At 70.5% G+C, this 25,193-nt stretch carries 25 protein-coding genes; 9 read left to right on the top strand and 16 right to left on the bottom strand.

Going from position 1 to position 25,193, the window contains the following annotated elements; translation table 11 throughout:
* Positions 1 to 2: 2 nt before the first annotated feature.
* The gene (locus MME74_RS00805; RefSeq protein WP_267416738.1) at positions 3 to 593 is read right to left on the bottom strand and encodes a winged helix-turn-helix domain-containing protein; all 591 of its coding nucleotides are present in this window, start codon (positions 591 to 593) and stop codon (positions 3 to 5) included.
* Between the two features lie 74 nt (positions 594 to 667).
* Between MME74_RS00805 and MME74_RS00800 the strand changes: the two genes are divergently transcribed.
* Positions 668 to 2,041 carry an MFS transporter gene (locus tag MME74_RS00800; RefSeq protein ID WP_267416737.1) on the top strand — a complete coding sequence of 458 codons (1,374 nt, stop codon included), beginning with the start codon at positions 668 to 670 and terminating at the stop codon, positions 2,039 to 2,041.
* 24 nt (positions 2,042 to 2,065) lie between these two features.
* Here MME74_RS00800 and MME74_RS00795 read toward each other — a convergent pair whose 3' ends face one another.
* Positions 2,066 to 2,284, bottom strand: coding sequence for an SCO4848 family membrane protein (locus MME74_RS00795; RefSeq protein ID WP_267416736.1), 219 nt, complete (start codon positions 2,282 to 2,284; stop codon positions 2,066 to 2,068).
* Positions 2,285 to 2,406: 122 nt separating this feature from the next.
* Here MME74_RS00795 and MME74_RS00790 point away from each other — a divergent pair, with 122 nt between their 5' ends.
* The 4 genes from MME74_RS00790 to MME74_RS00775 all read left to right on the top strand — a co-directional run bounded on the left by MME74_RS00790 (position 2,407) and on the right by MME74_RS00775 (position 7,691).
* Positions 2,407 to 3,033 carry an RNA polymerase sigma factor gene (locus MME74_RS00790; RefSeq protein ID WP_267416735.1) on the top strand — a complete coding sequence of 209 codons (627 nt, stop codon included), beginning with the start codon at positions 2,407 to 2,409 and terminating at the stop codon, positions 3,031 to 3,033.
* Positions 3,030 to 3,485 carry a hypothetical protein gene (locus tag MME74_RS00785; RefSeq protein ID WP_267416734.1) on the top strand — a complete coding sequence of 152 codons (456 nt, stop codon included), beginning with the start codon at positions 3,030 to 3,032 and terminating at the stop codon, positions 3,483 to 3,485. Before MME74_RS00790 ends, MME74_RS00785 begins: the two co-directional genes overlap by 4 nt.
* Before the next feature lie 57 nt (positions 3,486 to 3,542).
* Positions 3,543 to 5,114 carry a S8 family peptidase gene (locus MME74_RS00780; RefSeq protein ID WP_267416733.1) on the top strand — a complete coding sequence of 524 codons (1,572 nt, stop codon included), beginning with the start codon at positions 3,543 to 3,545 and terminating at the stop codon, positions 5,112 to 5,114.
* 111 nt (positions 5,115 to 5,225) lie between these two features.
* Positions 5,226 to 7,691, top strand: a complete 2,466-nt coding sequence (locus MME74_RS00775; RefSeq protein WP_267416732.1) for a CHAT domain-containing protein — start codon at positions 5,226 to 5,228, stop codon at positions 7,689 to 7,691.
* A 256-nt stretch (positions 7,692 to 7,947) separates the two neighbouring features.
* On the opposite strand, the gene MME74_RS00770 is transcribed toward MME74_RS00775, so the two are convergent.
* From MME74_RS00770 to MME74_RS00745, 6 genes are all read right to left on the bottom strand, one after another.
* Complete coding sequence (locus MME74_RS00770) at positions 7,948 to 8,733, bottom strand: nucleotidyltransferase domain-containing protein (protein WP_267416731.1); 786 nt, start codon at positions 8,731 to 8,733, stop codon at positions 7,948 to 7,950.
* 63 nt (positions 8,734 to 8,796) lie between these two features.
* A complete protein-coding gene (locus MME74_RS00765) occupies positions 8,797 to 9,573 on the bottom strand; it encodes a DeoR/GlpR family DNA-binding transcription regulator (RefSeq protein ID WP_267416730.1) in 777 nt (258 codons plus the stop codon).
* A complete protein-coding gene (locus MME74_RS00760; protein WP_267416729.1) occupies positions 9,573 to 10,427 on the bottom strand; it encodes a class II fructose-bisphosphate aldolase in 855 nt (284 codons plus the stop codon). The genes MME74_RS00765 and MME74_RS00760 overlap by 1 nt, the downstream gene beginning before the upstream one ends.
* The gene (locus MME74_RS00755) at positions 10,424 to 11,368 is read right to left on the bottom strand and encodes a 1-phosphofructokinase family hexose kinase (RefSeq protein WP_267416728.1); all 945 of its coding nucleotides are present in this window, start codon (positions 11,366 to 11,368) and stop codon (positions 10,424 to 10,426) included. Before MME74_RS00755 ends, MME74_RS00760 begins: the two co-directional genes overlap by 4 nt.
* Positions 11,365 to 12,357: an ROK family protein gene (locus MME74_RS00750; RefSeq protein WP_267416727.1), complete on the bottom strand. Its 993-nt coding sequence runs from the start codon at positions 12,355 to 12,357 to the stop codon at positions 11,365 to 11,367. Before MME74_RS00750 ends, MME74_RS00755 begins: the two co-directional genes overlap by 4 nt.
* Before the next feature lie 24 nt (positions 12,358 to 12,381).
* Positions 12,382 to 13,278, bottom strand: coding sequence for an SIS domain-containing protein (locus MME74_RS00745; protein ID WP_267416726.1), 897 nt, complete (start codon positions 13,276 to 13,278; stop codon positions 12,382 to 12,384).
* A gap of 324 nt (positions 13,279 to 13,602) precedes the next feature.
* On the opposite strand from MME74_RS00745, the gene MME74_RS00740 reads away from it, so the two are divergent.
* Genes MME74_RS00740 through MME74_RS00730 form a run of 3 tightly spaced genes read left to right on the top strand, consistent with a single transcriptional unit; the run spans position 13,603 to position 16,779 of the window.
* The gene (locus MME74_RS00740; protein ID WP_267416725.1) at positions 13,603 to 14,847 is read left to right on the top strand and encodes an extracellular solute-binding protein; all 1,245 of its coding nucleotides are present in this window, start codon (positions 13,603 to 13,605) and stop codon (positions 14,845 to 14,847) included.
* A 31-nt stretch (positions 14,848 to 14,878) separates the two neighbouring features.
* Positions 14,879 to 15,850: a carbohydrate ABC transporter permease gene (locus tag MME74_RS00735; protein WP_267416724.1), complete on the top strand. Its 972-nt coding sequence runs from the start codon at positions 14,879 to 14,881 to the stop codon at positions 15,848 to 15,850.
* A gap of 2 nt (positions 15,851 to 15,852) precedes the next feature.
* Positions 15,853 to 16,779 (top strand): carbohydrate ABC transporter permease, encoded by a 927-nt coding sequence (locus MME74_RS00730; RefSeq protein WP_267416723.1) that lies wholly within the window; start codon positions 15,853 to 15,855, stop codon positions 16,777 to 16,779.
* Positions 16,780 to 16,869: 90 nt separating this feature from the next.
* On the opposite strand, the gene MME74_RS00725 is transcribed toward MME74_RS00730, so the two are convergent.
* Positions 16,870 to 18,036 carry an ROK family protein gene (locus tag MME74_RS00725; RefSeq protein WP_267416722.1) on the bottom strand — a complete coding sequence of 389 codons (1,167 nt, stop codon included), beginning with the start codon at positions 18,034 to 18,036 and terminating at the stop codon, positions 16,870 to 16,872.
* Positions 18,037 to 18,198: 162 nt separating this feature from the next.
* Positions 18,199 to 18,498 (bottom strand): chorismate mutase, encoded by a 300-nt coding sequence (locus tag MME74_RS00720; RefSeq protein ID WP_124894490.1) that lies wholly within the window; start codon positions 18,496 to 18,498, stop codon positions 18,199 to 18,201.
* Positions 18,499 to 18,560: 62 nt separating this feature from the next.
* On the opposite strand from MME74_RS00720, the gene MME74_RS00715 reads away from it, so the two are divergent.
* The gene (locus MME74_RS00715) at positions 18,561 to 19,829 is read left to right on the top strand and encodes an AI-2E family transporter (RefSeq protein WP_267416721.1); all 1,269 of its coding nucleotides are present in this window, start codon (positions 18,561 to 18,563) and stop codon (positions 19,827 to 19,829) included.
* Between the two features lie 61 nt (positions 19,830 to 19,890).
* Here MME74_RS00715 and MME74_RS00710 read toward each other — a convergent pair whose 3' ends face one another.
* The 6 genes from MME74_RS00710 to MME74_RS00685 form a co-directional block, all read right to left on the bottom strand.
* Positions 19,891 to 20,805: an ABC transporter substrate-binding protein gene (locus MME74_RS00710; RefSeq protein ID WP_267416720.1), complete on the bottom strand. Its 915-nt coding sequence runs from the start codon at positions 20,803 to 20,805 to the stop codon at positions 19,891 to 19,893.
* A 48-nt stretch (positions 20,806 to 20,853) separates the two neighbouring features.
* Positions 20,854 to 21,579 carry an ABC transporter permease gene (locus MME74_RS00705; RefSeq protein ID WP_267416718.1) on the bottom strand — a complete coding sequence of 242 codons (726 nt, stop codon included), beginning with the start codon at positions 21,577 to 21,579 and terminating at the stop codon, positions 20,854 to 20,856.
* Positions 21,576 to 22,259 (bottom strand): ABC transporter permease, encoded by a 684-nt coding sequence (locus MME74_RS00700; protein WP_267416717.1) that lies wholly within the window; start codon positions 22,257 to 22,259, stop codon positions 21,576 to 21,578. The genes MME74_RS00705 and MME74_RS00700 overlap by 4 nt, the downstream gene beginning before the upstream one ends.
* Positions 22,256 to 23,128, bottom strand: coding sequence for an ABC transporter ATP-binding protein (locus tag MME74_RS00695; RefSeq protein ID WP_267416716.1), 873 nt, complete (start codon positions 23,126 to 23,128; stop codon positions 22,256 to 22,258). Before MME74_RS00695 ends, MME74_RS00700 begins: the two co-directional genes overlap by 4 nt.
* 60 nt (positions 23,129 to 23,188) lie before the next feature.
* Entirely contained in the window at positions 23,189 to 23,491 is a 303-nt protein-coding gene (locus tag MME74_RS00690; protein WP_267416715.1) for a DUF427 domain-containing protein, read from the bottom strand.
* 142 nt (positions 23,492 to 23,633) lie between these two features.
* Positions 23,634 to 25,070 (bottom strand): dihydrolipoyl dehydrogenase family protein, encoded by a 1,437-nt coding sequence (locus tag MME74_RS00685; protein WP_267416714.1) that lies wholly within the window; start codon positions 25,068 to 25,070, stop codon positions 23,634 to 23,636.
* Between the last annotated feature and the right edge of the window lie 123 nt (positions 25,071 to 25,193).

Genomic DNA, 25,193 nt, shown 5'->3' with positions numbered 1-25,193 from the left:
CGTCAGATCGTGTCGTCGGCGGCGATCACGTCGACCTGCCAGTAGCGGCCGTCGGGGTCGGCGCTGTCGTGCGCCTCTTCGGCGGCGGTCAGGATGTCGTTGAACTTCACCATCGCATCGTCGAACTCGGACTCGGTCAGCCGGATCGTGCGCTGGGTGAAGGCGGCGTGCACCTCGGTCGTGCGTCCCGCGACGTACTCGGGGGTCCAGGCGGTCACCCGACGCAGCAGATCCTGGTGGTCTTCCACCAGCGCGGCGATCACGGCGCTGCCGAGCTCCTCGTCGGCGACCGGGCTCTCCGGGCCGCCCACGTTCAGTGGCCCTTTGTGCCCGGTCCAGACGCGGTCGCGGCGGTCGCGGGCCTTCTCGGGCGCTTCCTCGATGAGACCGGCATCGGCGAGCGCGCGCAGATGGAAGCTCGCGCTGTTGGCCGGCACACCGAGTTCGGCGGCGATGTCGGCCGCGCGGAGGAAATCCCGCCGCGAGAACAGGCGGATCATCTGTCGCCGCAGGGGGTGCGAATAAGCCTTGAGCATGGCCGAGGTCATCCAGACGGGATCCTCGCTCGTGCCTTTCGCGGTGTCCTCCGTCATGTGCCGATCCTACCCGCACCTGAAATTGCGCAATAGAACTTGCGCAATTGTTCTTGCGCATCTACTCTCGACGCATGACCACCGCGACCGAGCCCCACCGCCTCTGGCGCAACCCCCGCTACCTCACGTGGCTGGTGAGCGACACGAGCAAGGGCCTCGCGGGCGCCCTGTTCGGCTTTGCGATCCCGCTGCTCGCGCTGATCGTGACGAACGATCCCGCACAGGCCGGCATCATCGGCGGCGCCGGGATGGTGGCGCGGCTCCTGATGACTCTCGCCGGAGGAGTCCTGGCCGACCGCCACCGACGCATCGCGCTGATGCTCCTCGGGTCGCTCATCGGCATCGTGCTCGCGGGCGGCTTCACCCTCCTCGCCCTCGGCGACGCCATGACGTTCGGCTCTCTGCTCGTGATCGACGTGCTCCTCGCCGCCCGCAGCGGACTGTTCGACGTCGCCGGTGAGAGCGCGATCAAGGAGATCGTCCCCGACGATGCGATGGGGCGGGCGCAGGCCGCGAACCAGGGGCGGGATGCCGCCCTCCAGCTCGCGGGCGGACCGCTCGGCGGCCTCCTTCTGGGTGTCGGCGGCTGGCTGGTCGGCGCGGTGATGACGCTGTGCCACGCGATCGCCGCCCTCACCGCGTGGATGCTGGGCCGCCAGGCCCGGCGCGCGGGGCTGGTCGACACGGGAGCCGCGGACGAGAACGCAGACGATCCGGACGAGGCGCCGCGTGTCGAGGGCGGACGCGCCGTCGGCGGGGCGGATGACCTGGGCTCCGGCGCCCCGACGGCCCCGGCGACGAAGCCGAATGCCTGGGCGGAGCTGCGTGAGGGATTCCGCTGGCTGCTGTCCCGGCCCGACCTCGGCGGCGTGCTGCTCATCACCACGGTCATCAATCTCGGCTTCAACGCCGCCATCACGACCGCGATCTACGCCCTGCAGCAGGCCGGGTACTCCACGCTGCTGATCGGCACCCTGAGCGCCGCGATCGGGGCCGTGATGCTGGTCGGAGCCGTGTTCTCCCCGCTGCTGGTCCCGCGGATCAAGGCCGGCGTGCTGACCATCGCCGGACTCTCGGTGGCGTCGGTCGGCGTGATCGTGCTGTCGATGGTGACGTCACCGTGGGCGATCGGGATCGTCCTCGGAGCGTCCGTGCTCCTGGTGCCCGCCCTCAACGCGGGGATGATGGGCTACTTCATGGTCGCCACGCCCAGCCACCTGCTCGGCCGGGCCAACAGTGCCGCGGGAGTGCTCGGCATGGGTGCGATGCCGCTCGCCCCGCTCATCGCCGGGTTCGGTCTCGCCTGGGTCGGCCGCGAGTGGACGATCCTGTTCTGCGCCGTGCTCTGCCTCGTCGCCGTGGTGCTCGCCGTGAGCAACCGGGCGCTGCGGGCGCTGCCCGTGGAGGCGGGCTGGGCCGCGCACGCGAAGCAGTTCGAGTCGGCCTGACCCGCGTCCCGGAGCGGTCCGGCGCTAGAGCGCGCCGGTCAGCGCGGCGATGCCGGCGAGCGCCGAGACCAGCGCGAGCACCAGGGCGATGGCGATGAGGATCGCGTGCACCTTCAGGAACGCGGTGGCCTTGCCGTGCTCGTCGCGCGCACGCGGATCGTCGGCCACACGCTTGTAGAACCGCGGCCAGACGAGGGCGTTGAAGGCGGCGTTGAGGAAGAGGAGGACGGCGAGGACGATCACCCCTCAACGCTACCGACATCCGCCACGGCACCCGACCGGGGACCACGACGGATCTCCTGCACCGCGACATGTATCAGAAAGCTCTTGCCGCGCTCCTGGTAGATGTGATCACAATGGGCTTCATGATCGACGGTGCACCCGGCGCCGCTCTCGATCCTGCCTCGGACGACGGGCGCGCACGCTGGGAGCGCGCGGCGGACCTCTTCGACGCATGGCGCGAGGGCGACTCGCGCGCGATGGACGAGCTGGTACGGCTGATGACCCCCGTGCTCTGGCACGTCGTGCGGGCGTACGGGCTGGAGCGCACGCTCGCCGAGGACGTCGTGCAGACCACCTGGCTGCAGCTCGTGCGCGGCCATGGATCGATCAGCGACCCGCGTGCCGTGTCCGCCTGGCTCACGACCACCGCCCGCCGGGAGGCGTGGAAGGTCGCGAAGACACACGGGAAGGTCGACACCACCGATGCGGACGACCTCGACACCCTGCTCCCCGAGCAGGCCTCCGCCGAGGAGCACGCGACACTCGGCGACGAGAACCGGCGCCTGTGGATGGCCGTGCGCCGTCTGAACGAGCGCTGCCAGAAGCTGCTCCGCGTGATCGCGTTCGAGGACCGCCCGGACTACGCGCGGATCGCGGCCGACCTCGCGATGCCGATCGGGAGCATCGGCCCGACCAGGAATCGGTGCCTCGCCAAGCTGCGGGCCCTGCTGGACGCACCACCGACCGCACAGGCAGGGGGTTTCGCATGACCGAGCAGGAAGATGCCCGGATGTTCGCCCGACTCCGCTCGCTGTGGGGCGAGGTCGACCCCATGCCCGCCGGCCTGATCGACCGCATGGTCGCCGCAGTCGCTGCCGAGGGGCTGAACCGGGAGTACGCGCTGCTCACCCTGGTCGAGGGGCAGCTCGGTGCGGTGCGGGGCGAGGCCGATGCGCTCACGCTGCAGTTCAGCGACGGATCCACGAGCATCCTGCTGCACGTGACGAGCACCGCGTCCGGCCGACGCCGGGTCGACGGATGGGCTGACGCCGCCGCCGCGGAGATCGTGCTGACCCAGGGCGAGCGCACGCGCTCGACCTCGCCCGAGGAGACGGGCCGCTTCGTGTTCGACGATGTGCCGCCGGGTCTCACCCGTGTGCACCTGACGACCGTGATCGGGGACGAGGCCCGCACGCTCTCGACCCCGCAGTTCGAGCTGTGACCGCGGGCGCCGCCCGTCGATGAGGCCGCGGGGCGACCCGCAGGGAGAGGATGACCCATGGATCAGCCCAAGGGATGGAGCTGGCAGGATCGCGCGGAGGGATCGATCCGGCGAGGCACGGCGCTCGATCCGAGCACGGAGCCGGTGGACGGCATCCGCGCCTTCCCGACCGCGTATCTGCCGGAACGGCTGCTGATCACCCGAGCCCTCGGCGACGAGGAGGCCTACGACCGCGAGGTGCGGACGCTGCGCGACGCAGCCGACACCTTCGGCTGGCAGCTCGAGGTGGAGGACGGGACGCGGGCGGCGGCCGACGGCGAGCTGGTCCCGGGGGTTCCCGGCTTCCTGCGCGCCCGACTGCGCACTCCCGATGAGCCGGTCCGCGGCGAGTCCCCCGTCGCGCCGGACGCCTGGCGCGTGCTGCAGCGCGCGCGGCGCATGTCCCGCTCGACGATGCCGCGGACGAGCCTCGACCACGTGCTGTCGATCGACCCCGTGGGGCTGAATCCGTTCACGCGCACCAACCCCTTCACCCGCACCAACCCGTTCACCCGCACCAACCCGGTGCGCGGTGCCGGCGGGGGCGCGGGCGGCAGCGACGACTACCTCGAGCCCGGGCGCGGTGCCCGGCAGCCGGTGACCTGGCTGGGGCCTGCTCCCGTGCGCGGACCTGCTCCGAAGCGCGGGCGGCGACCGGTCGTCGCGGTGCTCGACACCGGATGCGGGGAGCACTCCTGGCTGCCCGCCGACATCGTCACGCGGAAGATCGACCTCGACGGCGTGCCCGTCGGACTGACCGACGACGCGGATCCGGAGCGCTACCCCGACCTGTACGGGCAGCTCGACGGGGAGATCGACGCGGTCGCCGGGCACGGCACGTTCATCGCCGGGCTCATCCGGCAGGCGGCTCCGGGTGCCGACATCCTCTCGATCCGGGTGGCCGGCGCCCTCGGTGTGATCGACGAGAGCACGCTGTTGGAGACGATCGCGCAGGTCGTCACTCTGCTGGCCCGGCACCGCGAGGATCCGAAGACCGGCTTCCCGATCGACGTGCTGAACCTGTCCCTCAGCTACTACCACGAGACCCCGACCGACGGCCTGTTCAGCCTCACGCTGCACCAGCTGCTCGCGAAGGCGCGCGAGCTCGGGTGCGTGGTCGTGTGCTCGGCCGGCAACGACGCGATCGACCGTCCGTCGTTCCCGGCATCGCTGTGGCCGTGGCCCGGATCGGACAACGGCATCCGCCCCGACCGGGATGCACCGCTCGTCTCGGTCGGGGCGCTGAACCCCTCGGCCCGATCGGTCGCCCTCTTCTCGAACATCGGCCCCTGGGTGCAGGCCTATGCGCCGGGTGCGGCCGTGGTCAGCACCTCACCCGCGTTCGTCGGGGGCATGCAGGCATCGACGCGGGCGGATGTCGACGGCATGCGCCGCGAGACGATCGACCCCGACGACTATCGCGGCGGGTTCGCGGTGTGGAGCGGCACGTCGTTCTCGGCACCGTACGTCGCGGGGCGCATCGCGGCGCAGCTCGGTTCCGTGCCGATCGCAGGGGTGAAGCCGGCGGCCGCGGCGAAGGCCGTCGCCGCGGTCCTGAAGACGCTGCCCACGCCCATCGACCCGGTCTGACCCCCGGGACGGACCGTCCGTACCGATGCGGACGGCCCGTCCTGGGCGCCCGCGCGACAGGACAGCGCTCGCGCTCTTCCCCGCGGGCCCGGCGCACGGCATTCTGGGGGGATGCCCCTGACTGCGACCGAGCTGCACCGGCGCGGCGTCGAAGCGGCGAACGCGAGACGGTTCACGCAGGCGCGGCGCGCTCTCGACGCCGCATCCGCCCGCACCGACGACCCCGACCTGCGTGCGCGCATCGACGGCACGGTGGCGTACGTCCTCGCGCAGACGGGGGAGCCGGCGGCCGCCGAGCAGCTGTGTCGCGAGGCGCTCGGCCGCTCCGGGCTCAGGGCCGAGACGGTCACGGTGCTCAGCGGGCAGCTCGGCACGCTGCTCATGCACGGGGGCCGACTGGCCGAGGCGGAGGTCGAGCTCACGCGCGCGATCGACACCCTCACCGCGATCGGCGACGAGACCACCGAGCTCGCGAACTGTCTGATGAACCGTTCCGTCGTGCGGATGCAGCAGCGCGAGCTCGAGTCCTGCGTGGAGGACCTCCGGCGAGCGGTCGCCGTCTACGAGGCGAACGACGACGACGAGCCGCTCGCGGAGGCCCGACACAACCTCGGCTACGCGGCGCTGCTGGAGGGAGACCTCGTCACCGCCCTCAGCCTCATGACCCGCTCCCGTCCGCAGCTGGCGGCGATCAGCGACCTCGCCGCCGCGATCAGCGACCTGGACCGCGCCGAGGTGCTCCGCGACGCGGGCCTCACCACCGAGGCGGAAGCTCTGCTCGGGCGGGTGGCCACGCAGTTCGGCGCGCAGCGGATGCGACAGGCGAGGGGCGAGGCGGAGTTCCATCTGGCGCGCTCCCTCCTGCGCCACGACCCGGCCGCCGCCGAACGCGCGGCCCGCACCGCCGCTCGTCGCTTCTCCGCGCTGGCGAACGACGGATGGGCGGCCCGAGCGGATGCCGTGCGGCTGGAGGCGCAGCAGCGCGCGCGACCGCAGCGCCCCATCGACACCGCGGAGTTCGCCCGCACGGCGAGAGCCCTCGACCGCGGCGGCTTCCACACCGAGGCGACGGGTCTGCGCCTCAGCGCCCGCCGCGAAGGCAGCGGACGGTTGCCGCGACTCGACGACGCCGCGCCGACTCCGCTCCGTCTGCGCGCCCACGAGGTGCGCTCCGCCCGCGCAGCCGCTGCCGGGCGCGATCGCGACGCCCTGCGCGCGGCCGCCGACGGGCTCGAGCTGCTCACGGCCTGGCAGCAGTCCTTCGGGGCGCTCGACCTGCAGGCCTCCGTCGCGATGCACGGGTCCGAGCTGATGTTCGCCGGTCTCTCCGCCGCCGCACGGCTGCGCGACCCCGCGACGCTGTTCGAGTGGTCGGAACGGGCACGCCACCTCAGCCAGCAGGTCGCCCCGGTGCGTCCCCCGCACGACGAGTCGCTGGCGGCGGACCTGGCCGAGCTGCGGATGCTGCGCGCCGAGCTCGCCGGCGCCGACTGGACCACGGACGCCCGGGTGCGCGCACTGCGCGACCGGGTGCGGGAGCGGCAGTGGGCGACCACCGGTTCGGGCGGCACCCGCGAGCGGCTGGGACTCGCCCAGGCCACGGACCTGCTGGAGCCGGGCACCGCCGTGCTCTCCTACGTGTTCACCGGATCCGCCCTGCACGGCATCGTGGTCACCTCGTCGGGAGCGACGGTGGTCGACCTGTCGTGGGCGCGGGCGCAGGCGGCGCTGGACGGCCTCCGCGCAGACCTCGACATGGCCGCGATGACGCGCGGCGGCCTGATGGGCGCGGTGACGGAACGGGCGCTGGCATCACGGCTGGCGCTGCTCGACACCGAGCTCCTCGCGCCGCTGCTGCGGGCGGCGCCGGACGCGTCCCGCCTGGCGATCACGGTGCCCGGCGCCCTCGCGGGGGTGCCCTGGGCGATGCTCCCGGGGATGACCGGCTTGCCGTTCACCCTCGCGACGTCGGTGTCGCGCCTGCTCGGCGACCCGTCGCGCGCCACCGCCCACGCAGCGGCCACCGGGCCGACGAGGATCGGCTTCGCGGCCGGCCCCCGCGTCGCCAGGGCGGGCGAGGAGGTCGAGCGGGCGGCCACCGCCTGGCGCGGCGCGGGTCGGTCGCCGCGCATCCTGGACGCCACGGATGCGACGGTCTCGGCGGTCACCGAACTCGCCGCCGACACCGATGTGCTGCACATCGCCGCGCACGGCCGACATGCCGTGGACAATCCCCTGTTCTCCGGATTCGAGCTCGCCGACGGCATCCTCTTCGGCTACGACGTCGACCTCATCCCGCGAGTCCCGGCGACCGTGATCCTGTCGGCCTGCGAGCTCGGCCGCTCCTCCGTGCGCTGGGGCGAGGAAGCGCTCGGGATGACCCGGGTCTGGCTGCACGCCGGCGCGGACTGCGTGATCGCCGCCCCCGTCGCGGTCCCCGACGATGTGGCCGGTGAGCTGCTGAGCGCCGTGCACACGGGCCTTTCCGCGGGCGCGTCCCCGGCGGTCGCCCTCGCCGAGGCCGCTGTCGAGACCGGTCTGAGCGCCCCGTTCCAATGCCACGGGGAGGGGTTCTGAACTTTTTTCTCCATTCGTTGTATCAGAACGCGCACTCCGTGCTCCTGTTCTTCGGAAGGTGCCATGCGAAGGGCCTCGAAGGGAGAGGCGCGAGGGAGGCGCAGTCGGATCTGGGGATATCGCGCGCGCTGGGGAGCGTGAGTACGACACGGACACCATCTGCTCGGGGGCGGCGCGGCGTGCAGCCGCGGCACCCTCAGAGGGCCTCGACGTTCTGGGGACGTCGGGGCCCTCGGGGTGTCCGGGCTCGGAGATCTCAGCCGAGCTGGGCGCGGAAGTAGCGATCGGCGATGTCACGGACGACCGCAGGATCGCGCTGAGGCGCCACGGTCTCGAAGTGCTCGGCGCGGTCGAGCTCGTCCACCACGAACCTCGTGAGGATCGCAGGTGGGGTGCCGGAGCCGAGCTCCCGGGTCACCGCCTTCGCCGCGATGAGCTCCGTCGCGGCATCCGTCACCTCCTGCGGAACCGAGCTCTCCGCCAGCAGCGTGGGAAGGTCCATGGGCGGAACCGACTCCTCCGGGTGATCCGCGAGCCACCGCAACGCGGCAGCCGGCCGCAGCGTGTAGAAGAAGCGCTTGAGCGTCGTGGTCGCGGTCTGCTGCTGGCGCGCGACGTGCAGATAGTGACGTGCGATCGACCCGCGTTCGACGACGTCGGTCGCGAGCGTCAGCAGGCCCTCTCGAAAAGCGCTCTCACCGGCGTAGACGATGGGCGAACGGAGCCATTCGATCACCGTGGCGTTCCCTCTCACCAGCAGCTTCACGGCCTTCGCCAGGTCCCAGCCGTTCACGTCGAACGTCTTGTCGAGGGGCGTCTCGATCACGTCGCGGGCGGGCCAGAGCGAGAGGTAGTCCTGACGCCCGCGCACGAAGATGAATCGGCAGTCGTAGTCGCTGTCCGGCGACGGAAAACCCCAGGCACGGCTGCCGCTCTCGATCGCCCAGGGGATGCGCACACCGTGTTCCGCGGCGACGCCATCGAGCCGCCGGTCGATCTCGGAGACCACCAGCGGATCGAGGGAGGAGGGAATCGCACGCATTGCTCGAAGATACCCGGAACGCGGTTCGGCTCGTGCCGGACCGCGATCCGCCAGCGGCCGCGGTCAGGCGACGAGGACCGCGTAGCCGGCGGCGCGGAGGGCCGAGAGCACCTCGGGGTCCGCCCCGCCGTCCGTGATGAGCGTCGGGAACAGCTCGACGCCGCCGACGGTCGAGAACGCCTCGACGCCGAGCTTGCTGCCGTCGGTGACCACGACCGCCCGGCGGGCCCGCTCGGCCATCATCCGGTTCACGGCGGCCTCGCGCTCGTCCTGCGTGGTGGCGCCGGCCACCGCATCCATCCCGTTCACGCCGATGAACGCGATGTCGAGCCGCACCCCGCGCAGCAGCTGCTCCACGAACGGTCCGACGAGCTCGTAGGTGCGCGAGTGGATCACCCCGCCGGTGACGACCACCTTGATGTCCGGCCGCGTGGCGAGCTGGGCGGCGATGTTCACGGCGTTCGTGACCACGGTGATGCCGCCGCTCCCCGCGAGGTCGTCGCGGGCCGCGAGGGCAGCGGCGATGGCCGTCGTGGTGGTGCCGCCGGAGAGCCCGACCACCATGCCGGGTGCGACGAGCCCGGCGGCGACCTGCGCGATGCTGGCCTTCTCGTGCGTGCGCAGGTGGCTCTTGTAGCGGATGGGCAGCTCGTAGGCGACGGTCTGCGCCACCGCACCGCCATGGGTGCGGGTGAGCAGCCGCTGCTCGGCGAGGGTGTCGAGGTCGCGGCGGGTCGTGGCCGACGAGGCGCCGAACTGCTCCACGAGCTCGTCGACGGTGACCTCGCCGTTCGCGGCCAGGAGGTCGAGGATCGCGTTCAGACGCGCGGCCCGCTTCATCAGGCGGCCGATCCGGCGGGCTGCAGGGCGAACAGCCGGAGCATGCGGGCGGCTTCGTCCGCCAAGGCGTCGCGGGCGGGAGCCAGATACTTGCGGGAGTCCACCAGGCGCTCATCGGCGTCGAGCTTCTCGCGGACGGCACGTGTGAAGAAGCCGTTCAGGTGCGTGGACACGTTGATCTTCGTCATCCCCGCGCGCACGGCGTCGGCGATCACCGCATCCGCGACGCCCGAGGAGCCGTGCAGGACCAGCGGGACGGGCAGCGCCGCGTGCAGCCGGGCGATCAGGTCGAGGTCGAGCGACGCCGTGCGGTCGGTCATCGCATGCGAGGACCCGACGGCGACCGCGAGTGCGTCGACGCCGGTCGCGGCCACGAAAGCCCGCGCCTCGTCGGGGTCGGTGCGGACGCCGGGCGCGTGCGCTCCGTCCTTGCCGCCCACCTCGCCGAGCTCGCCCTCGACGGAGACGCCGGCCTCATGCGCACGGGCCGCGACCGCTGCGGTGAGGGCCACGTTGTCGTCATAGGGCAGCGCGCCGCCGTCGAACATCACCGAGCCGAAGCCCAGGGCGATGGCCTCGTCGACGAGCTCGGGACGCTCGGCGTGATCGAGGTGCACGGCAACGGGCGTCTGGGCCCGCCGCGCCACCGCGAGCGTGGCGAGCGCGATCGGCTCCAGCCCGCCGTGGTAGTCGGCGCAGTTCTGCGAGATCTGCAGGATGACCGGCAGCTGCGCGAGGGCGGCGGCCCGCACCAGACCCTCGGCGGTCTCGAGGTGGATCACGTTGAAGGCGCCGATGCCGGTGCGGGCGGTGGCGGCCGCGGAGATGAGGTCGCGGGCGGAGACGAGGGTCACGAAGGGTCCTTCCGGAACGAAGCGGGGTCGGGTCGCGAGACGCGCAGCTGCTGTTCGAGCTCGGTCCAGCGCGGAGAGATGTCGCCGGCGAGCGGGGTGAGCACCGCGGCGGCGGACCAGGCCGTGGCACGGCGGAGGATCGGCTCGGGGTCGCGCACCCCGTCGGCGTAGAGCACGGCGCAGGCCGCGACGCCCGCGTCGCCGGCACCCGTGGGGTTCCCGGCGAGGGGTTCGTCGAGACGGGCGTGCACGAGATCGGATGCCGTGACCGCGAGCATGCCGTCGGCGCCGAGCGAGAGCAGCACGAGCTCGGTGCCGCGAGCGATCAGAGAGCGTGCGCCCTCGACGGGGTCCGTGATGCCGGTGGCCTCGACCAGCTCGGCGGCGTTGGGTTTGAGCACGGTGGCACCGGCCTCCGCCGCACGCAGCAGGGCGGGACCGGAGGTGTCGACGATGACCGGGACCCCGGCGTCCCTCCCCACCGCGATGAGCATGGGGATCAGCGGCTCCGGCGCCCCGGGAGGCACACTGCCGGAGACCACGAGCACGCTCGCGGAGGGCAGCCGCTCGACCACCTCGGCGAGCACCGCCGCCCACTCCTCGTCCGTGGGGTTCACGCCCCGCTCGTTGATGATCGTGGTGTCGCCGAGGGTCTCGTCGACCACGGCGATGCTGCGACGGGTGTCCGCCGCGACCGGCACCAGGACGTGCGGCACGCTGCTGGCCCGCAGCTCCGCGGAGAACTCCTCGCCGACGCGGCCGCCCGCGGTGGTGACGGCGAGCACCTCCGCGCCCTCGGCGTGCGCCACGCGCGCGACGTTGAGGCCCTTGCCGCCGGCCCTCGCCACTCCGGCATCCGCCCGGTGCGTGCCGCCCTCGGTCAGCCGGTCGACGTGCCAGGTGAGGTCGAGAGCGGGGTTCGGGGTGACGGTGAGGATCACGTGAGCTCCCGCGCGCGCAGTGCTGCGCCGAGCAGGCCGGCGTTCCCCGAGAGCTCCGCCGGGACGAGCGCCGGGATCCGGTGGAAGCTGAGCCGCGCGGCGAGACGCGTGCGCAGCTCGTCGAACAGGGCACCGCCCGCGCGCGAGAGGCCCCCGCCGATGACCACGGCTTCCGGCGCCACGACGGCGGTGAGCTGCGCCAGGGACATCGTGAGCGCGTCGAGCGCCGAGTTCCAGATCTCCGCGGCGATCTCGTCGCCGGCGGCCGCGCGGGCGATCACGTCCTTCGCACCGTCCGGGGCGACTCCGGTCGCTTCGCGGTAGCGACGGGCGATCGCGCCGGCCGAGGCGACCGCCTCCAGGCAGCCGCGCGCACCGCACGCGCAGATCGGCCCGTCCGCGATCGGGGAGTGCCCGATCTCGCCCGCGTATCCACCGGCGGTGTACGGGACGCCGCCGACCAGCAGGGCCCCGGCGATGCCGGTGCCGATCACGAGCACGACGGAGTCGGCGTAGTCGCGGGCGCCACCGAGTCGACGCTCGGCCCAGCTCGCGGCGCGGACGTCGTGGTCGAACGCCACCGGCAGCCCGAGGCGCTCGGAGGCGAGGTCGCGCAGCGGGGAGTCGTGCCAGCCGAGGTTGCTCGCGAAGACCCCGAGCCCGGCATCCGCATCCACGATCCCCGGGACGACGAGCCCCACGGCCTGCGGCACCACGTCGGGGTGCGCGGCACGGAGCTCCGCCGCCAGCACCTCGAGACGCTCGAGGAGCGCCTGCGTCCGGTCACCGTCGACGACCGGTGTGGGCGTGCGACGGAGCCCGAGCGCTGCACCGTCGGCGTCGAACAGCGCCGACTTGATGTCGGTGCCGCCGACGTCGAACGCCAGCACGGGGGCGCCGGTCCCGAGGGTGCGCACGGCGGCGAGCTTCTCCCCCGCGGCGTCGCGCTCGACGTCGGGAACGGCCGCTGCCGCGTCAGGGTCGATCATGGTCGGCTCCGGCCGTGCGTCGGGTCATGCATCCAGGATGACGGATCGCGTGAGGTTGCGCGGCTGGTCCGGGTCGAGACCCCGCGCGACGGCGCGGTCGAGCGCGGTGCGGTGCAGGCGCACGAGGTCGGCGAGCGGGTCGATCGCACGCTGTTCGAAGCGGGCGCCGGTGGCCTCGACCTGGCCGGCGAGCCCCTCGGGAGCCTGGCCGAACTGCCAGGTCACGCGACCGGGGGCCGCGATCGCGATCGGGCCGTGGCGGTAGTCCATCGACGGGTACGCCTCGGTCCACGACTGCGAGGATTCGCGCAGCTTGAGCGCCGCCTCGTGGGCGAGACCGATCGTCCACCCGCGCCCGAGGAACGTGTACTGCTCCGCATCGCGCAGCTCGTCGTCGCCGGGTTCGGCGAGCACCGCGGTGGCGTCGGCGATCGCACCGGTGAGGTCTTCGCCGAGGGACGCGCGGAACAGCGCGAGAGCCGTGGTCGCGAAGCGCGTCTGCACCACCGACTGCTCGTCGGCGAAGGGCAGCAGCACCGCCTCGTCGACGAGGGAGACGAGGGGCGAGTCCGGGTCGCCGATGACGCCGATCGTCGTGATGCGCCCCTTGACCTGCTCGACGAGCTCGAGCACCTCGGTGGTCGTGCCGGATCGGGTGAGGGCGACGACGGCGTCGTACCCGCGGTCCATGAAGGCCTCGGAGGCGGCGAACGCGTCGGTCTCGCCCTGTCCGGACGCTTCGCGCAGTGCCGCGTACGACTGCGCCATGAACCACGAAGTGCCGCATCCGACCACCGCGACGCGTGCGCCCTTCGCGGGCAGAAGCGCCTGCTCGGCCTTCAGCTCGACGGCCGTGGCCCAGGTCTGAGGCTGGGAGTGGAGCTCCTCGCGCATGTGTGCGCCGGGCAGCGTGTGCGTCATCGAAGTGCCTTTCGAGCAAGAAGTTGCATACTTGTGATTGTTTGAGGCTGAATTCGATCATAGTATGGCGCCAGAGAACAGCAACCCCAAGTTCTGCTTGATTTGTTTGTTCCCCTGACAAATAATCGGACAAGTTCTACCGCCTCGACGTCGATCTGATCGTCGCCGAGAATCCGAGCCCCCGGCTTGAACGATCGCGGCTGCCATCCGGCGAAACGATCACCACGCACCGTCGCGTGATGTGCTTGCGACTGTGCACCACTCCCACTCCCGAAGCGGCCCCGCCGCCACGGAGCGGACATCACAGTGAGGAATGCAATACACATGAAGAAGTCACTGCGGTTCGGCGCCGCCGCCATTGCGGCCGTCGCCACGCTCTCGCTCGCTTCGTGCGGGTTCGGCGGATCGTCCGGCGACGGCGGAGGCGCGGAGGGATCGACCACGCTCGACCTCCTCGTCCCCAGCTACTCCGACGGCACCAAGGCGAACTGGGAGACGGTGATCAAGGGGTTCGAGAAGGCCAACCCCGACATCAAGGTCAAGCTCGAGGTGCAGTCCTGGGACAACCTCGAGAAGGTCGTCTCCACCAAGATCCAGGCGAACGAGGCCCCGGACATCTACAACGGCGGGCCGTTCGCCGGCTTCGTCGGCGACGAGCTGCTGTACCCGACGAAGGACGTCGTCTCCGATGACGTGTACTCCGACTTCCAGGACTCGTTCCTCAAGAACGCCGAGGTCGACGGCACCGCGTACGCCCTGCCGCTGATCGCGTCGGCCCGTGCGCTGTTCGTCAACAACGCGCTGCTCGACCAGGCCGGCGTCGAGGCGCCGACCAACTGGGACGAGCTGCTGGACGCCGCGACCAAGGTGTCCAAGCTCGGCGGCGGCGTCGCCGGCTACGGCATGCCGCTCGGCTCGGAAGAGGCGCAGGCCGAGGCGGCCGTGTGGCTGTGGGGCGGCGGCGGATCGTTCGGCGACGCATCCGAGATCACGATCGACACCCCGGAGAACCTCGTGGGCGCCGAGCAGATCAAGAAGATGATCGACGCCGGTGCGACTCAGGCCGACCCGGGTTCCACGCAGCGCTCCCCGCTGATGGACATCTTCATCCAGGGCAAGATCGGCATGCAGGTCGGCCTGCCGCCGACGGTCGGCCAGATCAAGGAAGGCAACCCCGACCTGGACTACTCCATCGTCCCGATCCCGACCAAGGACGGCTCGCCGTTCACGCTCGGCGTCATGGACCAGCTGATGGCGTTCAAGAACGACGACGACAAGCAGGACGCGATCAAGAAGTTCTTCGACTACTACTACTCGGCCGACGTGTACGTGCCGTGGGTGCAGGCCGAGGGCTTCCTGCCCGTCACCAAGTCCGGTGCCGAGCAGCTTTCCGGCGAGGAGGCTCTCAAGCCGTTCCTCGACGTGCTGCCCGACGCCCAGTTCTACCCGTCGACGAACCCGAAGTGGTCCGCCGCCGACGGCGCCTTCAAGTCGCTGTTCGGCCAGCTGCAGTCGAAGCCGGCACAGGACGTGCTGACCGAGATCCAGGCGCAGGTCGACGCGGGCTGAGCCCGCTGAACGGAGAGGTTCGGGTACCCGAATGAGCCAGAAGACAGAGTCCTCGAACCTCGCGGGGGCGGCGACCGGCCGCCCCCGCACCCGGAAGACCCCGGATGCCTCGCGCGGCAGGCCGGGTGGGAAGGATCTCCTCCAGGCGCTGCCCTGGATCGCGCCCGCCCTCCTCCTCATCATCGGCGTGGTGCTGTTCCCCGCCGGGGTGATGTTCTTCAACTCGACACGCGACATCTCGCTGTCGGGCCTCGACAAGGGGTCGGTCGGCTTCGACAACTTCGTCACCGTCTTCACCTTCGCCGAGTTCTGGCCGATCTTCTTCCGCACGATCGTCTGGGTCGTCTCGGTCGTCGCGCTGACGGTCGTGATCTCGCTCGGTCTCGCACAGATCCTGAACAAGGCTTTCCCCGGGCGTCAGCTCGTGCGCATGGCCGTGATCGTGCCGTGGGCCGCGTCGGTCGTCATGACGACGATGGTGTTCTACTACAGCCTCGAGCCGTACTTCGGCATCTTCAACAAGTTCCTGTTCGACATCGGGCTCTCCGATGACGCGGTCGGCTACGGCTGGACCAAGAACCCGACGACGGCCTTCATCTGGTCGATCGTGATCGCGATCTTCGTCTCGCTCCCCTTCACGACGTACACGATCCTCGCCGGCCTGCAGTCGGTGCCGGCCGATGCGATCGAGGCCGCGAAGATGGACGGCGCCGGCCCCACCCGCACCTACTGGTCGATCATCCTGCCGCAGCTGCGCAGCGCCCTGGCGGTGGCGATCCTCATCAACATCATCAACGTGTTCAACTCGCTGCCGATCCTGAAGGTGATGACCGGGTCGATCCCCGGCTACGGCGCCGACACGATCATGACCCTGATCTTCAAGTACATCGAGCTGCAGAAGAAGGTCGACGTCGCGAGCGCCCTGTCGGTGGTCGCCTTCCTCATCGTCATCGTGATCGTCGCGGCCTACGTGAAGATCGTCAAGCCCATGAAGGAGGTCTGATCATGACCGTGACCGAGACCGCCCTCGTCACCACCGCCGGAGGCCGCGGTCGGCGCACCCCGCCGATCCCCGGCCGCAAGCGCCGCTACACCGAGGACCAGGTGACGCTGCCCCGCGTGATCCTGCGCACCGTCGCCGGGTTCCTGGTGCTGGCGATCTTCGTGCTGCCGTACCTGATCATGTTCTTCGGCTCGGTCAAGACCAAGTCGCAGATCCGCTCCGTGGACCCGACCTACTTCCCGATCGAGTGGCACTGGGAGAACTACATCTCGATGTGGTCCACCCCGGAGACGCCGCTACCGTACAACCTCATCTCGACGATCATCATCGCCGTGTTCGCGACGCTGCTCGTGCTGCTCGTGTCGCTGCCTGCCGCGTACTACACGGCCCGGTTCAAGTTCCCCGGGCGCATGGTCTTCCTGTTCCTGGTGATCGTCACCCAGATGCTGCAGCCCGCGGTGCTGACCTCCGGCCTGTTCCGCCAGTTCACGACCCTCGGGCTCGGCGACACGTGGGCGGCCATGATCTTCATCAACGCCGCGTTCAACCTGTCGTTCGCGGTGTGGATCATGCACTCCTTCTTCGCCGGAATCCCGAAGGAGGTCGACGAGGCCGCGCAGATCGACGGCGCCGGACGCTTCACGGTGCTGTTCAAGATCAACCTGCCGCTGGTCTGGCCGGGCATCGTCACCGCGATCGTGTTCACGTTCGTGGCCTGCTGGAACGAGTTCGCGGCCTCGCTCGTGATCCTGTCGACCGACAAGAACCAGCCGCTGTCGGTGGCGCTGACCAAGTTCGTCGGCCAGTACGAGACGAGCTGGCAGTACGTGTTCGGCGTCTCGATCGTCGCGATCCTGCCGGTGGTCATCCTGTTCATGCTGATCGAGAAGCGCCTCGTCGGCGGCCTGACCGCGGGCAGCGTGAAGTAACCCGCCGTTCTCGCTCTCCGCATCCGCCCGACAGCACCCCTGTCGGGCGGATGCGTGTCTGCAGGCCTGAGCCGCCGACGCACTCCGGGCTCAGGGGCGGGGCGTGGATGCTGCGCGCAGCTGCTCCGGACTCCACCGGACGCCGAGCGCCGAGGTGAGAGCGGCCTGGGCGGCGCCGGCCGAGAGCGACACCCGCGGATCGGCGTAGCGCACGGGCACCTGCGCGGTGCCGCGGGCGGGATACTCGGTCTCGCGGCGGACCCTGTCGAGGAAACGAGGTCCGAGCTCGGTCGCCGGACCGCCGATCACGACCTCGGTCGGGTCGAGGAGAGCACTGATGAGCTTGATGGCCCGCGCGAGGGCACGGGCCCCCTCATCGAGGTGCTCCTCCGCGGCGCCGGCGACGAGCGCACGGATCTCGGAGGCGTCCATGGCGTCGGAGAACTCGTCTCCGAGCATCGGTCCCAGAGCCGCCGCCGACTCCAGGCATCCGCGCTGTCCGCACCGGCACGGCCGCGCGGCATCGCCGAACACGACCTGCACGTGGCCGATCTCGCCGGCACGGTCGCGCGGACCCGGGGCGAGCTCGCCGTCGAGCGTGACGGCCGCACCGACACCGCCGCCGAGGTGGATGAAGAGTCGATATCCCGACGGCGACGCCTCCCTGCCCGCTTCGCCGATCGCCTCCGCGTCGACGTCGTTGACGAGCAGCACGGGCGTGCCGAGGATCCGTTCGAAGCGCTCGGCGAGAGGAACGTTCTGCCACTTGAGCTGCACGCTCTCCAGCACCGCGCGGCCGTCCGTGGTCCCGGGGAGCTGGACGCCCGCGGCGAGGAGTCTCTTCCCGAACTCCGCGGCCACCTCCGTCACCGCTGCGTCGAGAGTCCGGTCGCGGGTCTCCACCGTGTAGTCCACGCGGCGGGTGTCGACCTCGGTGCCGTCGAGCGCCACCAGAGCGATCTGCGCGTGGAGGGGCTGGATCACCAGCACCAGGATCAGATGGTGGCTCGCATCGATGCTGAGGGTCGTCGCGCGCTTGCCGCCCGTGCTCGCGGCCTGCTCTCCCTCGACGATCAGCCGGCTCTCGATGAGCTCGGCCACGAGGGACGAGGCGGTCGCCGCCGTCAGTCCCGTCGCGCGCGCGATGCCCGCCCGCGTCTGGGTGCCCGGGCTGCGGAAGACCAGCTGCAGCGCCCGGCGCAGGTTCGCACGCCGAACCGACGCCTGCGTGTCGAGGCCGTCATCCGTGGTGAGCATGTGTTCCCGTTCCGGAGCTCGTCGGTCGCGAGCTGTTGACAGATCGTGGTGCGATCCGTAGTCTCTCCCTAAGTTTATTCATTGAACTTAGTTGGTCAATCGACCTCTCAGAGCTCCGGACGGGCGAGTGCTGCACACACCGTCGCCCGTCCGGCACCTTCCTCAGCGGCTCTCGGCCGCTTCGGTGTGGTGGCGGATGACCTCCGCCACCACGAAGTTGAACCACTTCTCCGCGAACTCCGGGTCGAGATGAGCCTCCTCGGCCAGCGCGCGCAGTCGTGCGACCTGCTGCTCCTCCCGATTCGGGTCGGAGGCCGGCATCTGGTGCTCGGCCTTGAGATGCCCGACCTGCTGGGTGGCGCGGAAGCGCTCGGCCAGCATGAAGATCAGTGCGGCGTCGATGTTGTCGATGGTGGCGCGAAGTCGGAGCAGTTCGGCCTTCGGGTCCTCGGCGGCGGTCATGCCCCTACTCTAGAGCCGCAGAACGCCCCGGTTTCGACTCGGGTCACCGCTATCGTGAGCACATGAGCAACGAAGAGTCGCCGGCATCCGCGCCCCTCGACGACGCCGCACCGCGCAGCGCCGACGACAACGCCTCCACGGCCCCGAGCGACTCCGACGTCGCACCGCCCGCGGCCGCCCGCCGCAGGTCGGCCTCGGCCACCGCCGCCTCGGTGCTCGAGCCGTCCGCCACCGGCACCCCGCACACCGTCGTGATCGAGCCGATGACGCCGAGCCGCTCGTTCTGGACGCGCATCGACCGGCCGTTCGTCTTCGGCTTCCTGGTGACGCTGGGCGGACTCGGCGCGATCGTGATCGGCCTCGCGCTGTCGAACCTGTCGACGGTGCTCATCTACATCGCCCTCGCCCTGTTCGGCGCCCTCGGCCTCGACCCCGCCGTGCGGTTCCTGGAACGACGCGGCATCTCCCGGGTGGTGTCCGTGATCATCACGATCCTCGGACTCATCGTGGTGTTCGCGCTCGTGCTGTGGATGATCATCCCCGTGGTGATCGACCAGATCGTCAGCTTCGTGAACTCCGTCCCCGGCATGATCAAGGAGTTCACGCAGAGCGACATCTACGCATCCCTCGAGGCGCAGTTCGGCGACCAGTTCCAGGATCTCGTCGCCGAGGTGCAGTCGTTCCTGACCGACTTCGGCAACCTCGCGACCATCGGCGGAGGCGCACTGGCCGTCGGCGCATCGATCGCCACCAGCATCTCGGGTGCGATCGTCGTGCTCGTGCTCACGCTGTACTTCCTCGCGTCGCTCCCGTCGATGAAGCAGGGCCTGCTGCGTCTCGCCCCGGCCCGCGACCGCGCTCGCGCCGGGGACATCACCGACCAGATCACCGACTCGGTCGGCGGCTACGTGATGGGGATGGTGGTGCTCGCGTTCTGCAACGCGACGCTCGCGTTCCTCCTCTACCTCTTCCTCGGGCTCCCGTTCCCGCCGCTGATGGCCGCGATCGCGTTCTGCGTCACCCTCATCCCGCTCGTGGGTTCGGTGCTGTTCTGGATCCTGGGCACCTGCCTCGCGCTGTTCAGCAACCCGATCGCCGCGCTGATCTTCGCGGCGATCTACCTCGTCTACATGCAGATCGAGGCGTACGTGATCACTCCGCGCGTGATGAACCGGGCCGTGTCGGTGCCGGGGTCCCTCGTCGTGATCGGCGCTCTCGCCGGCGGCACGCTCCTCGGACTCCTGGGAGCACTGGTCGCAGTCCCCGTGACGGCATCCATCCTCATCATCATCAAGCAGGTGCTGGTCCCCAAGCAGGACGCCAGGATCTGACCCGAGAACGCGGAAGCGCCCGGACCCTGAGAGGGTCCGGGCGCTTCTGCGTGATGACGACTCAGTCGAGGTCGTTGTCCGCCAGCCACTTCTTGGCGATGTCGGCCGGCGACTTCTGGTCGACCGTGCTCTGCACGTTCAGAGCCACGAGCTCCTCCGCGGTCAGCTTGGCGCTGATCGCGTTGATGACGTCGGCGACCTCGTCCGCCACGTCGCTCGAGACGATCGGCACGACGTTCGACGCCAGGATGATGTTCTTCGGGTCTTCCAGCGCGACGATGTCCTCCGTCTGGAACGCCGGGTCGGCCGAGTAGATGTCGGCGACCTGGATCTCCCCGGCGAGCAGCGACTCCAGCGTGGTCGGACCGGTGGCCGAGAACGCGAGGTCCACTCCGTAGACCTCCTTGGCCTTGGCCGGGCCGTACGGGCGCTGCTCGAACTCCGGCGCCGCACCGATCGTGACCTTGCTGCTGACCTTCGCGAGGTCGGCGATCGAGGTGAGGTCGTTCTCCTCGGCGAAGCTCTTCAGGACCGTGTAGGTGTCCTGGTCCGAGGCGTCGGCGTAGTCGAGGGCGGTCAGGCCCTTGGGCAGCGCCTCTTTCAGCGCGGCGTAGACGTCGTCCGGACTGGTGGCGGTCGAGCTGTCGTCAAGGTACTCGAGCAGGTTGCCCGTGTACTCCGGGAACAGGTCGATCGCGCCGGACTCCACGTCGGGCATGTACGCGTCGCGCTGGCCGATGTTGAACTGCTCGTCGACCTTGAAGCCCGCGGCCTGGAGAGCCTGCGAGTAGATCGTGGCGATGATCTCGTTCGAGTAGTAGGCCTGCGAGCCGATGACGATCGTCTCGTCGCCGGAGCTCGAGCCTTCGCTCGGAGTGTCGAGCGGGTTGCTGCTGGCGCAGCCGCCGAGGACGAGCGCTGCGGCGAGCGCGGCACCACCGGCGAGGGCGAGTCGTGACTTACGTGCTGTGAACATGGGACTTCCTCTTCTCTGGGACAACGGGATGGATGCTGTGGGTCGGTGTCAGGCGGTGGCCGCGGCCGTCGCCTTGAGAGCGGTACGCGATCGACGCTTCCGCGGCGCGGCGCGCACACCGGCGGGAACCGCGGCGCGCTGGAGGAGCGCGAAGATCAGGTCGACGACGAGCGCCAGGACGGCGACGAGGATGGCCCCGCCGAGCACCTGGTCGAACTTGCGCAGCGGGATGCCCTGGATGATCGGCTGGCCGAGTCCGCCGAGGTTGACCCACGCGGCGATCGTCACGGTGGCGATCACCTGGAGGAGCGCGGAGCGGATGCCGCCGACGAGGAGCGGCAGGCCGAGGGGGACCTCGACCTTCCAGAACACCTGCCACTCGGTCATCCCCATCGCGCGCGCCGAGTCGAGCACGCGCCGGTCGATGGCCTCGAACCCGGTGTACGCGCCCGCGAGGAGCGAGGGGATCGCGAGCAGGACGAACGTGATGATCGCGGCCTCGGGAACACGGAGGACGCCCAGCAGCAGGACGAGCAGCACGAGCAGTCCGAACGAGGGGATCGCGCGCGCCGCACCGGAGACCGCGACCGCGACCTCGCGTCCGCGGCCGGTATGCCCGATGAGCCAGCCGATGGGGACGGCGATGACCGCGGCGATCAGCACCGAGACCAGGGTGTAGTACATGTGCTGGCCGAACAGGGTGGGCAGCGAGTACGAGCCCTGCCACCGGTCGGGGGAGAAGAGCCAGGCGAGGGCCTCGGTGAAGACGTTCATGCGGTGGCCTCCACGCTCAGGGCCCGCCGGCTTGCCGACGGGAGCTTCGTCGCCCGGGTCCACGGCATCAGCGCGCGCCCCAGCAGCAGGAGCAGCAGGTCGATGATGAGAGCGATCACCACGACCGCGATCACTCCGGCGAACACCTCGGCGAGGATGCGGCGCTGCAGGCCGTTCTCGAACAGGTAGCCGAGGTTGGTGACGCCGACCAGGATGCCGACCGTGGCGAGCGAGATCGTGCTGACGGCCGCCACCCGGAGTCCCGCGAGGACCACGGGGCCCGCGAGCGGGAAATCGACCGTCCAGAATCGACGGAACCCGCCGTAGCCCATCGCGGTCGCGGACTGCCGGATCGCGGGGTCGACCGAATCCAGACCGTCGGACACGGCGCGGACCAGGATCGCGATCGCGTAGATCGTCAGGCCGATCACGAGGTTCACGGGGCTGCGGGCCGGATAGCCGGCAACGGCGGGCAGCAGGATCAGCAGCGCCAGGGACGGGATCGTGTACAACAGGCCCGTCAGGACGATGACCGGGCCCTTCACCAGCTGGTAGCGCCAGGCGAGCCACCCCAGCGGCAGCGACAGCACGAAGCCGAGCACGATCGCGATCGCGCTCTGCTGCAGGTGGACGACCGTCAGCTCGAGGATGAGTCCGAGGTTGTCGACGACCCAGTTCACGGAGCGCCCTCCGCGACGCCCTCTTCGTCGAGGAGTGCCTCGGTCACGGCATCCGGCACGTCGACGACCGAGCCCTGCGTGCGCCCCTCGGAGTCGACGACCACCGTGCCGCGCGGGGTCTGCTTGAGGTGCAGGGCGCGGCGGCCGCGGTCGGCGCCGATGAACGCGGCCACGAAGTCGTCGGCCGGGTTCTCGATGATCTCGCTCGGGCTGCCCACCTGCACGATGCGCGCGCCCTTGTCGAGGATGACGACCTGGTCGCCGAGCAGGAAGGCCTCGTCGATGTCGTGCGTGACGAACACGACCGTCTTGTCGAGCTCGTGCTGCAGACGGATGGTCTCCTGCTGCAGGTCGGCCCGCACGATGGGGTCGACGGCGCCGAAGGGCTCGTCCATGAGCAGGATGTTCGGGTCGGCGGCGAGGCCGCGCGCGACGCCGACACGCTGCTGCTGACCGCCGGAGAGCTGGCTGGGATAGCGCTCCGCGAGGGCCTGGTCGAGGCCCACCGTGTCGAGCAGCTCCCGCGCGCGCTGGTGGGCCGCAGCCTTCTTCACCCCGGTGAGTCGCAGCACGGTGGCCACGTTGTCGATGACGGTGAAGTGCGGCATCAGGCCGGAGTTCTGCATGACGTAGCCGATGCGCCGACGGAGAGCCACCGGGTCGCCGCCGAGCACGCTCTCGCCGTCGATCTCGACCTCGCCGGAGGTGGGCTCGACCATGCGGTTGATCATGCGCAGCAGGGTGGTCTTGCCGCAGCCGGAGGAGCCGACGAACACGGTGGTCTTGCGAGAGGGCAGCACGAGGCTGAAGTCGTCGACGGCGAGGGTGCCGTCGGGGAACCGCTTCGTGACGTTGCGGAACTCGATCATGGGCTGGTCTCCAGTCGGTCGATCGATGCGAGAGCGGGCGAGTCTTGGCTCTTCAGACGGCTACGGGCCGACCTCGACGCGGGGGTCGAAGGCCACGTACCCGGAGAAGTCCTTGCCCACACGGTCGAACGCGGAGGGATAGGGGTGCGGGTACGACCACGCGTAGTCGGTGTGGAGTTCGCCGTCGGTCTGCACCGAGAAGTACTGGGCCGCTCCCTTCCACGGACAGGTGTACGGGGTGGGGCTCTCGACGAGCGCGCCGGGTGCGACGGATGCGGGTGGGAAGTACCAGTTCCCCTCGATGCGGACGAGTTCGCTCTCGTCGGCTTCGGCGATGACGGTTCCTGCGAGTACAGCCTTCATGGTCCTGCCTCCTCGGATGTGGGTTCGAGCGTATAAGACGGCTGTGACATCAGGGGCGAGGGTTGCGTCCCGGCCGTCAATATGAGAAACAATCCGGATCCTGTTCGGCACGATCCCGTGATCGGATTGCCCCGATGCGGGGTCACGCGGAGTCGCGACCGTACCCTTCCAGCAGCCGGAGCCAGATCTCGCTGATCGTGGGATACGAGGGCACCGCGTGCCACAGCCGGGCGATGGGCACCTCGCCCACGATCGCCACCGTGGCGGCGTGCACGAGCTCGGCCACCTCGGGACCGACGAACGTGGCGCCGATCACGACGTCGCGCGCCGTGTCGATCACGAGCCGCGCCTGTCCCTCGAATCCGTCTTCATAGAGACTCGCTCCCGCGACCCAGCCCAGGTCGTAGTCGACGACCTGGATCTCCCGGCCGGCGTCGCGCGCGGCGGCCTCGGTGAGTCCGACCGAGGCGACCTCGGGGATCGAGAACGTGACCTGCGGCACCGCGGCCTGGTCGGCCGTCGCGACATGACGGCCCCACGGGGCGTCGTCCACGTCCGCGCCCTTCGCCCGCGCGACGATCACGTCGCCGGCGGCACGCGCCTGGTACTTCCCCTGGTGCGTGAGCAGCACGCGTCCGTTCACGTCGCCGACCGCGTACAGCCAGTCGTTGCCGGGGACGCGCAGGGTGTCGTCCGTCTCGATCCAGCGGCCGGGTTCCAGGCCGACCACGTCGAGTCCGATGTCTCCGCTGCGGGCGGACCGTCCCGTCGCGGCGAGCACCTCCGTCGCGGTGATCTCCTCGCCGTCCCCGAGGGTGATCGTCACGCCGTCGGCACCGCGGCGCACGGATGTCGTCTCCGTGCCGGTGCGCACGTCCACCCCGAGCTCCTTCAGCCCCGCGGCCACACGCTCGCCCGCGAACGGCTCCATCCCGCCGAGCAGACCGCTGCGGGCGATCACGGTGACCTTCGAGCCGAGCGCCGCGTAGGCCGTGGCCATCTCGACCGCGACGACACCTCCGCCGATCACCGCCAGGCTCTCCGGCAGCTCTTCGGCGCTGGTCGCCTCCCGGCTGGTCCACGGGGAGGCCTCACGGAGCCCGTCGATCGGGGGGATCACGGCATCCGAGCCGGTGCTGATCGCGACCGCATGCCGAGCGCGGAGCACGCGCTCGGCCCCGTCGGCATCCGTCACGGTCACCTCGCGCTCGCCCGTGATCCGGCCGTGACCCCGGGCCAGGTCGATGCCGGCCGAGTCGAGCCACTTCACCTGGCCGTCGTCGGACCAGTTGCTCGTGAACGAGTCGCGGCGGTCGAACACCGCCCGCACGTCGAGCTTCCCGGTCACCGCCTGCGACGAACCGGCCACGTGCTGCGCGGCCCGGAGCGCCTGCACCGAGCGGAGCAGCGCCTTCGAGGGCATGCACGCCCAGTAGGAGCATTCACCTCCGACCAGCTCGCTCTCCACGATGATCGCGCTGAGTCCGCCCTGCACGGCCCGGTCGGCGACGTTCTCGCCCACCGGCCCTCCGCCCAGGACGATCAGGTCGTACTCGTCGGTCTTCTCCGCAGCAGTCATGCCTGGCACCTCTCCGTCGGCCGGTTCCGTCGTCCAGTCTCGCTCAAGCCCAACGCCGAGTCACGGGCGACTTGTTCCCGACCCGGCGTGGCGGAACGGAGCGGACGGTCGGAACCGGCCGTC

Origin of the sequence: Microbacterium oxydans (genome assembly GCF_026559675.1) — a bacterium.
GTDB lineage: Bacteria > Actinomycetota > Actinomycetes > Actinomycetales > Microbacteriaceae > Microbacterium > Microbacterium oxydans_D.
Note: the sequence above shows the minus strand (reverse complement) of the source record. Positions and strands in the feature narration are given on the sequence as shown.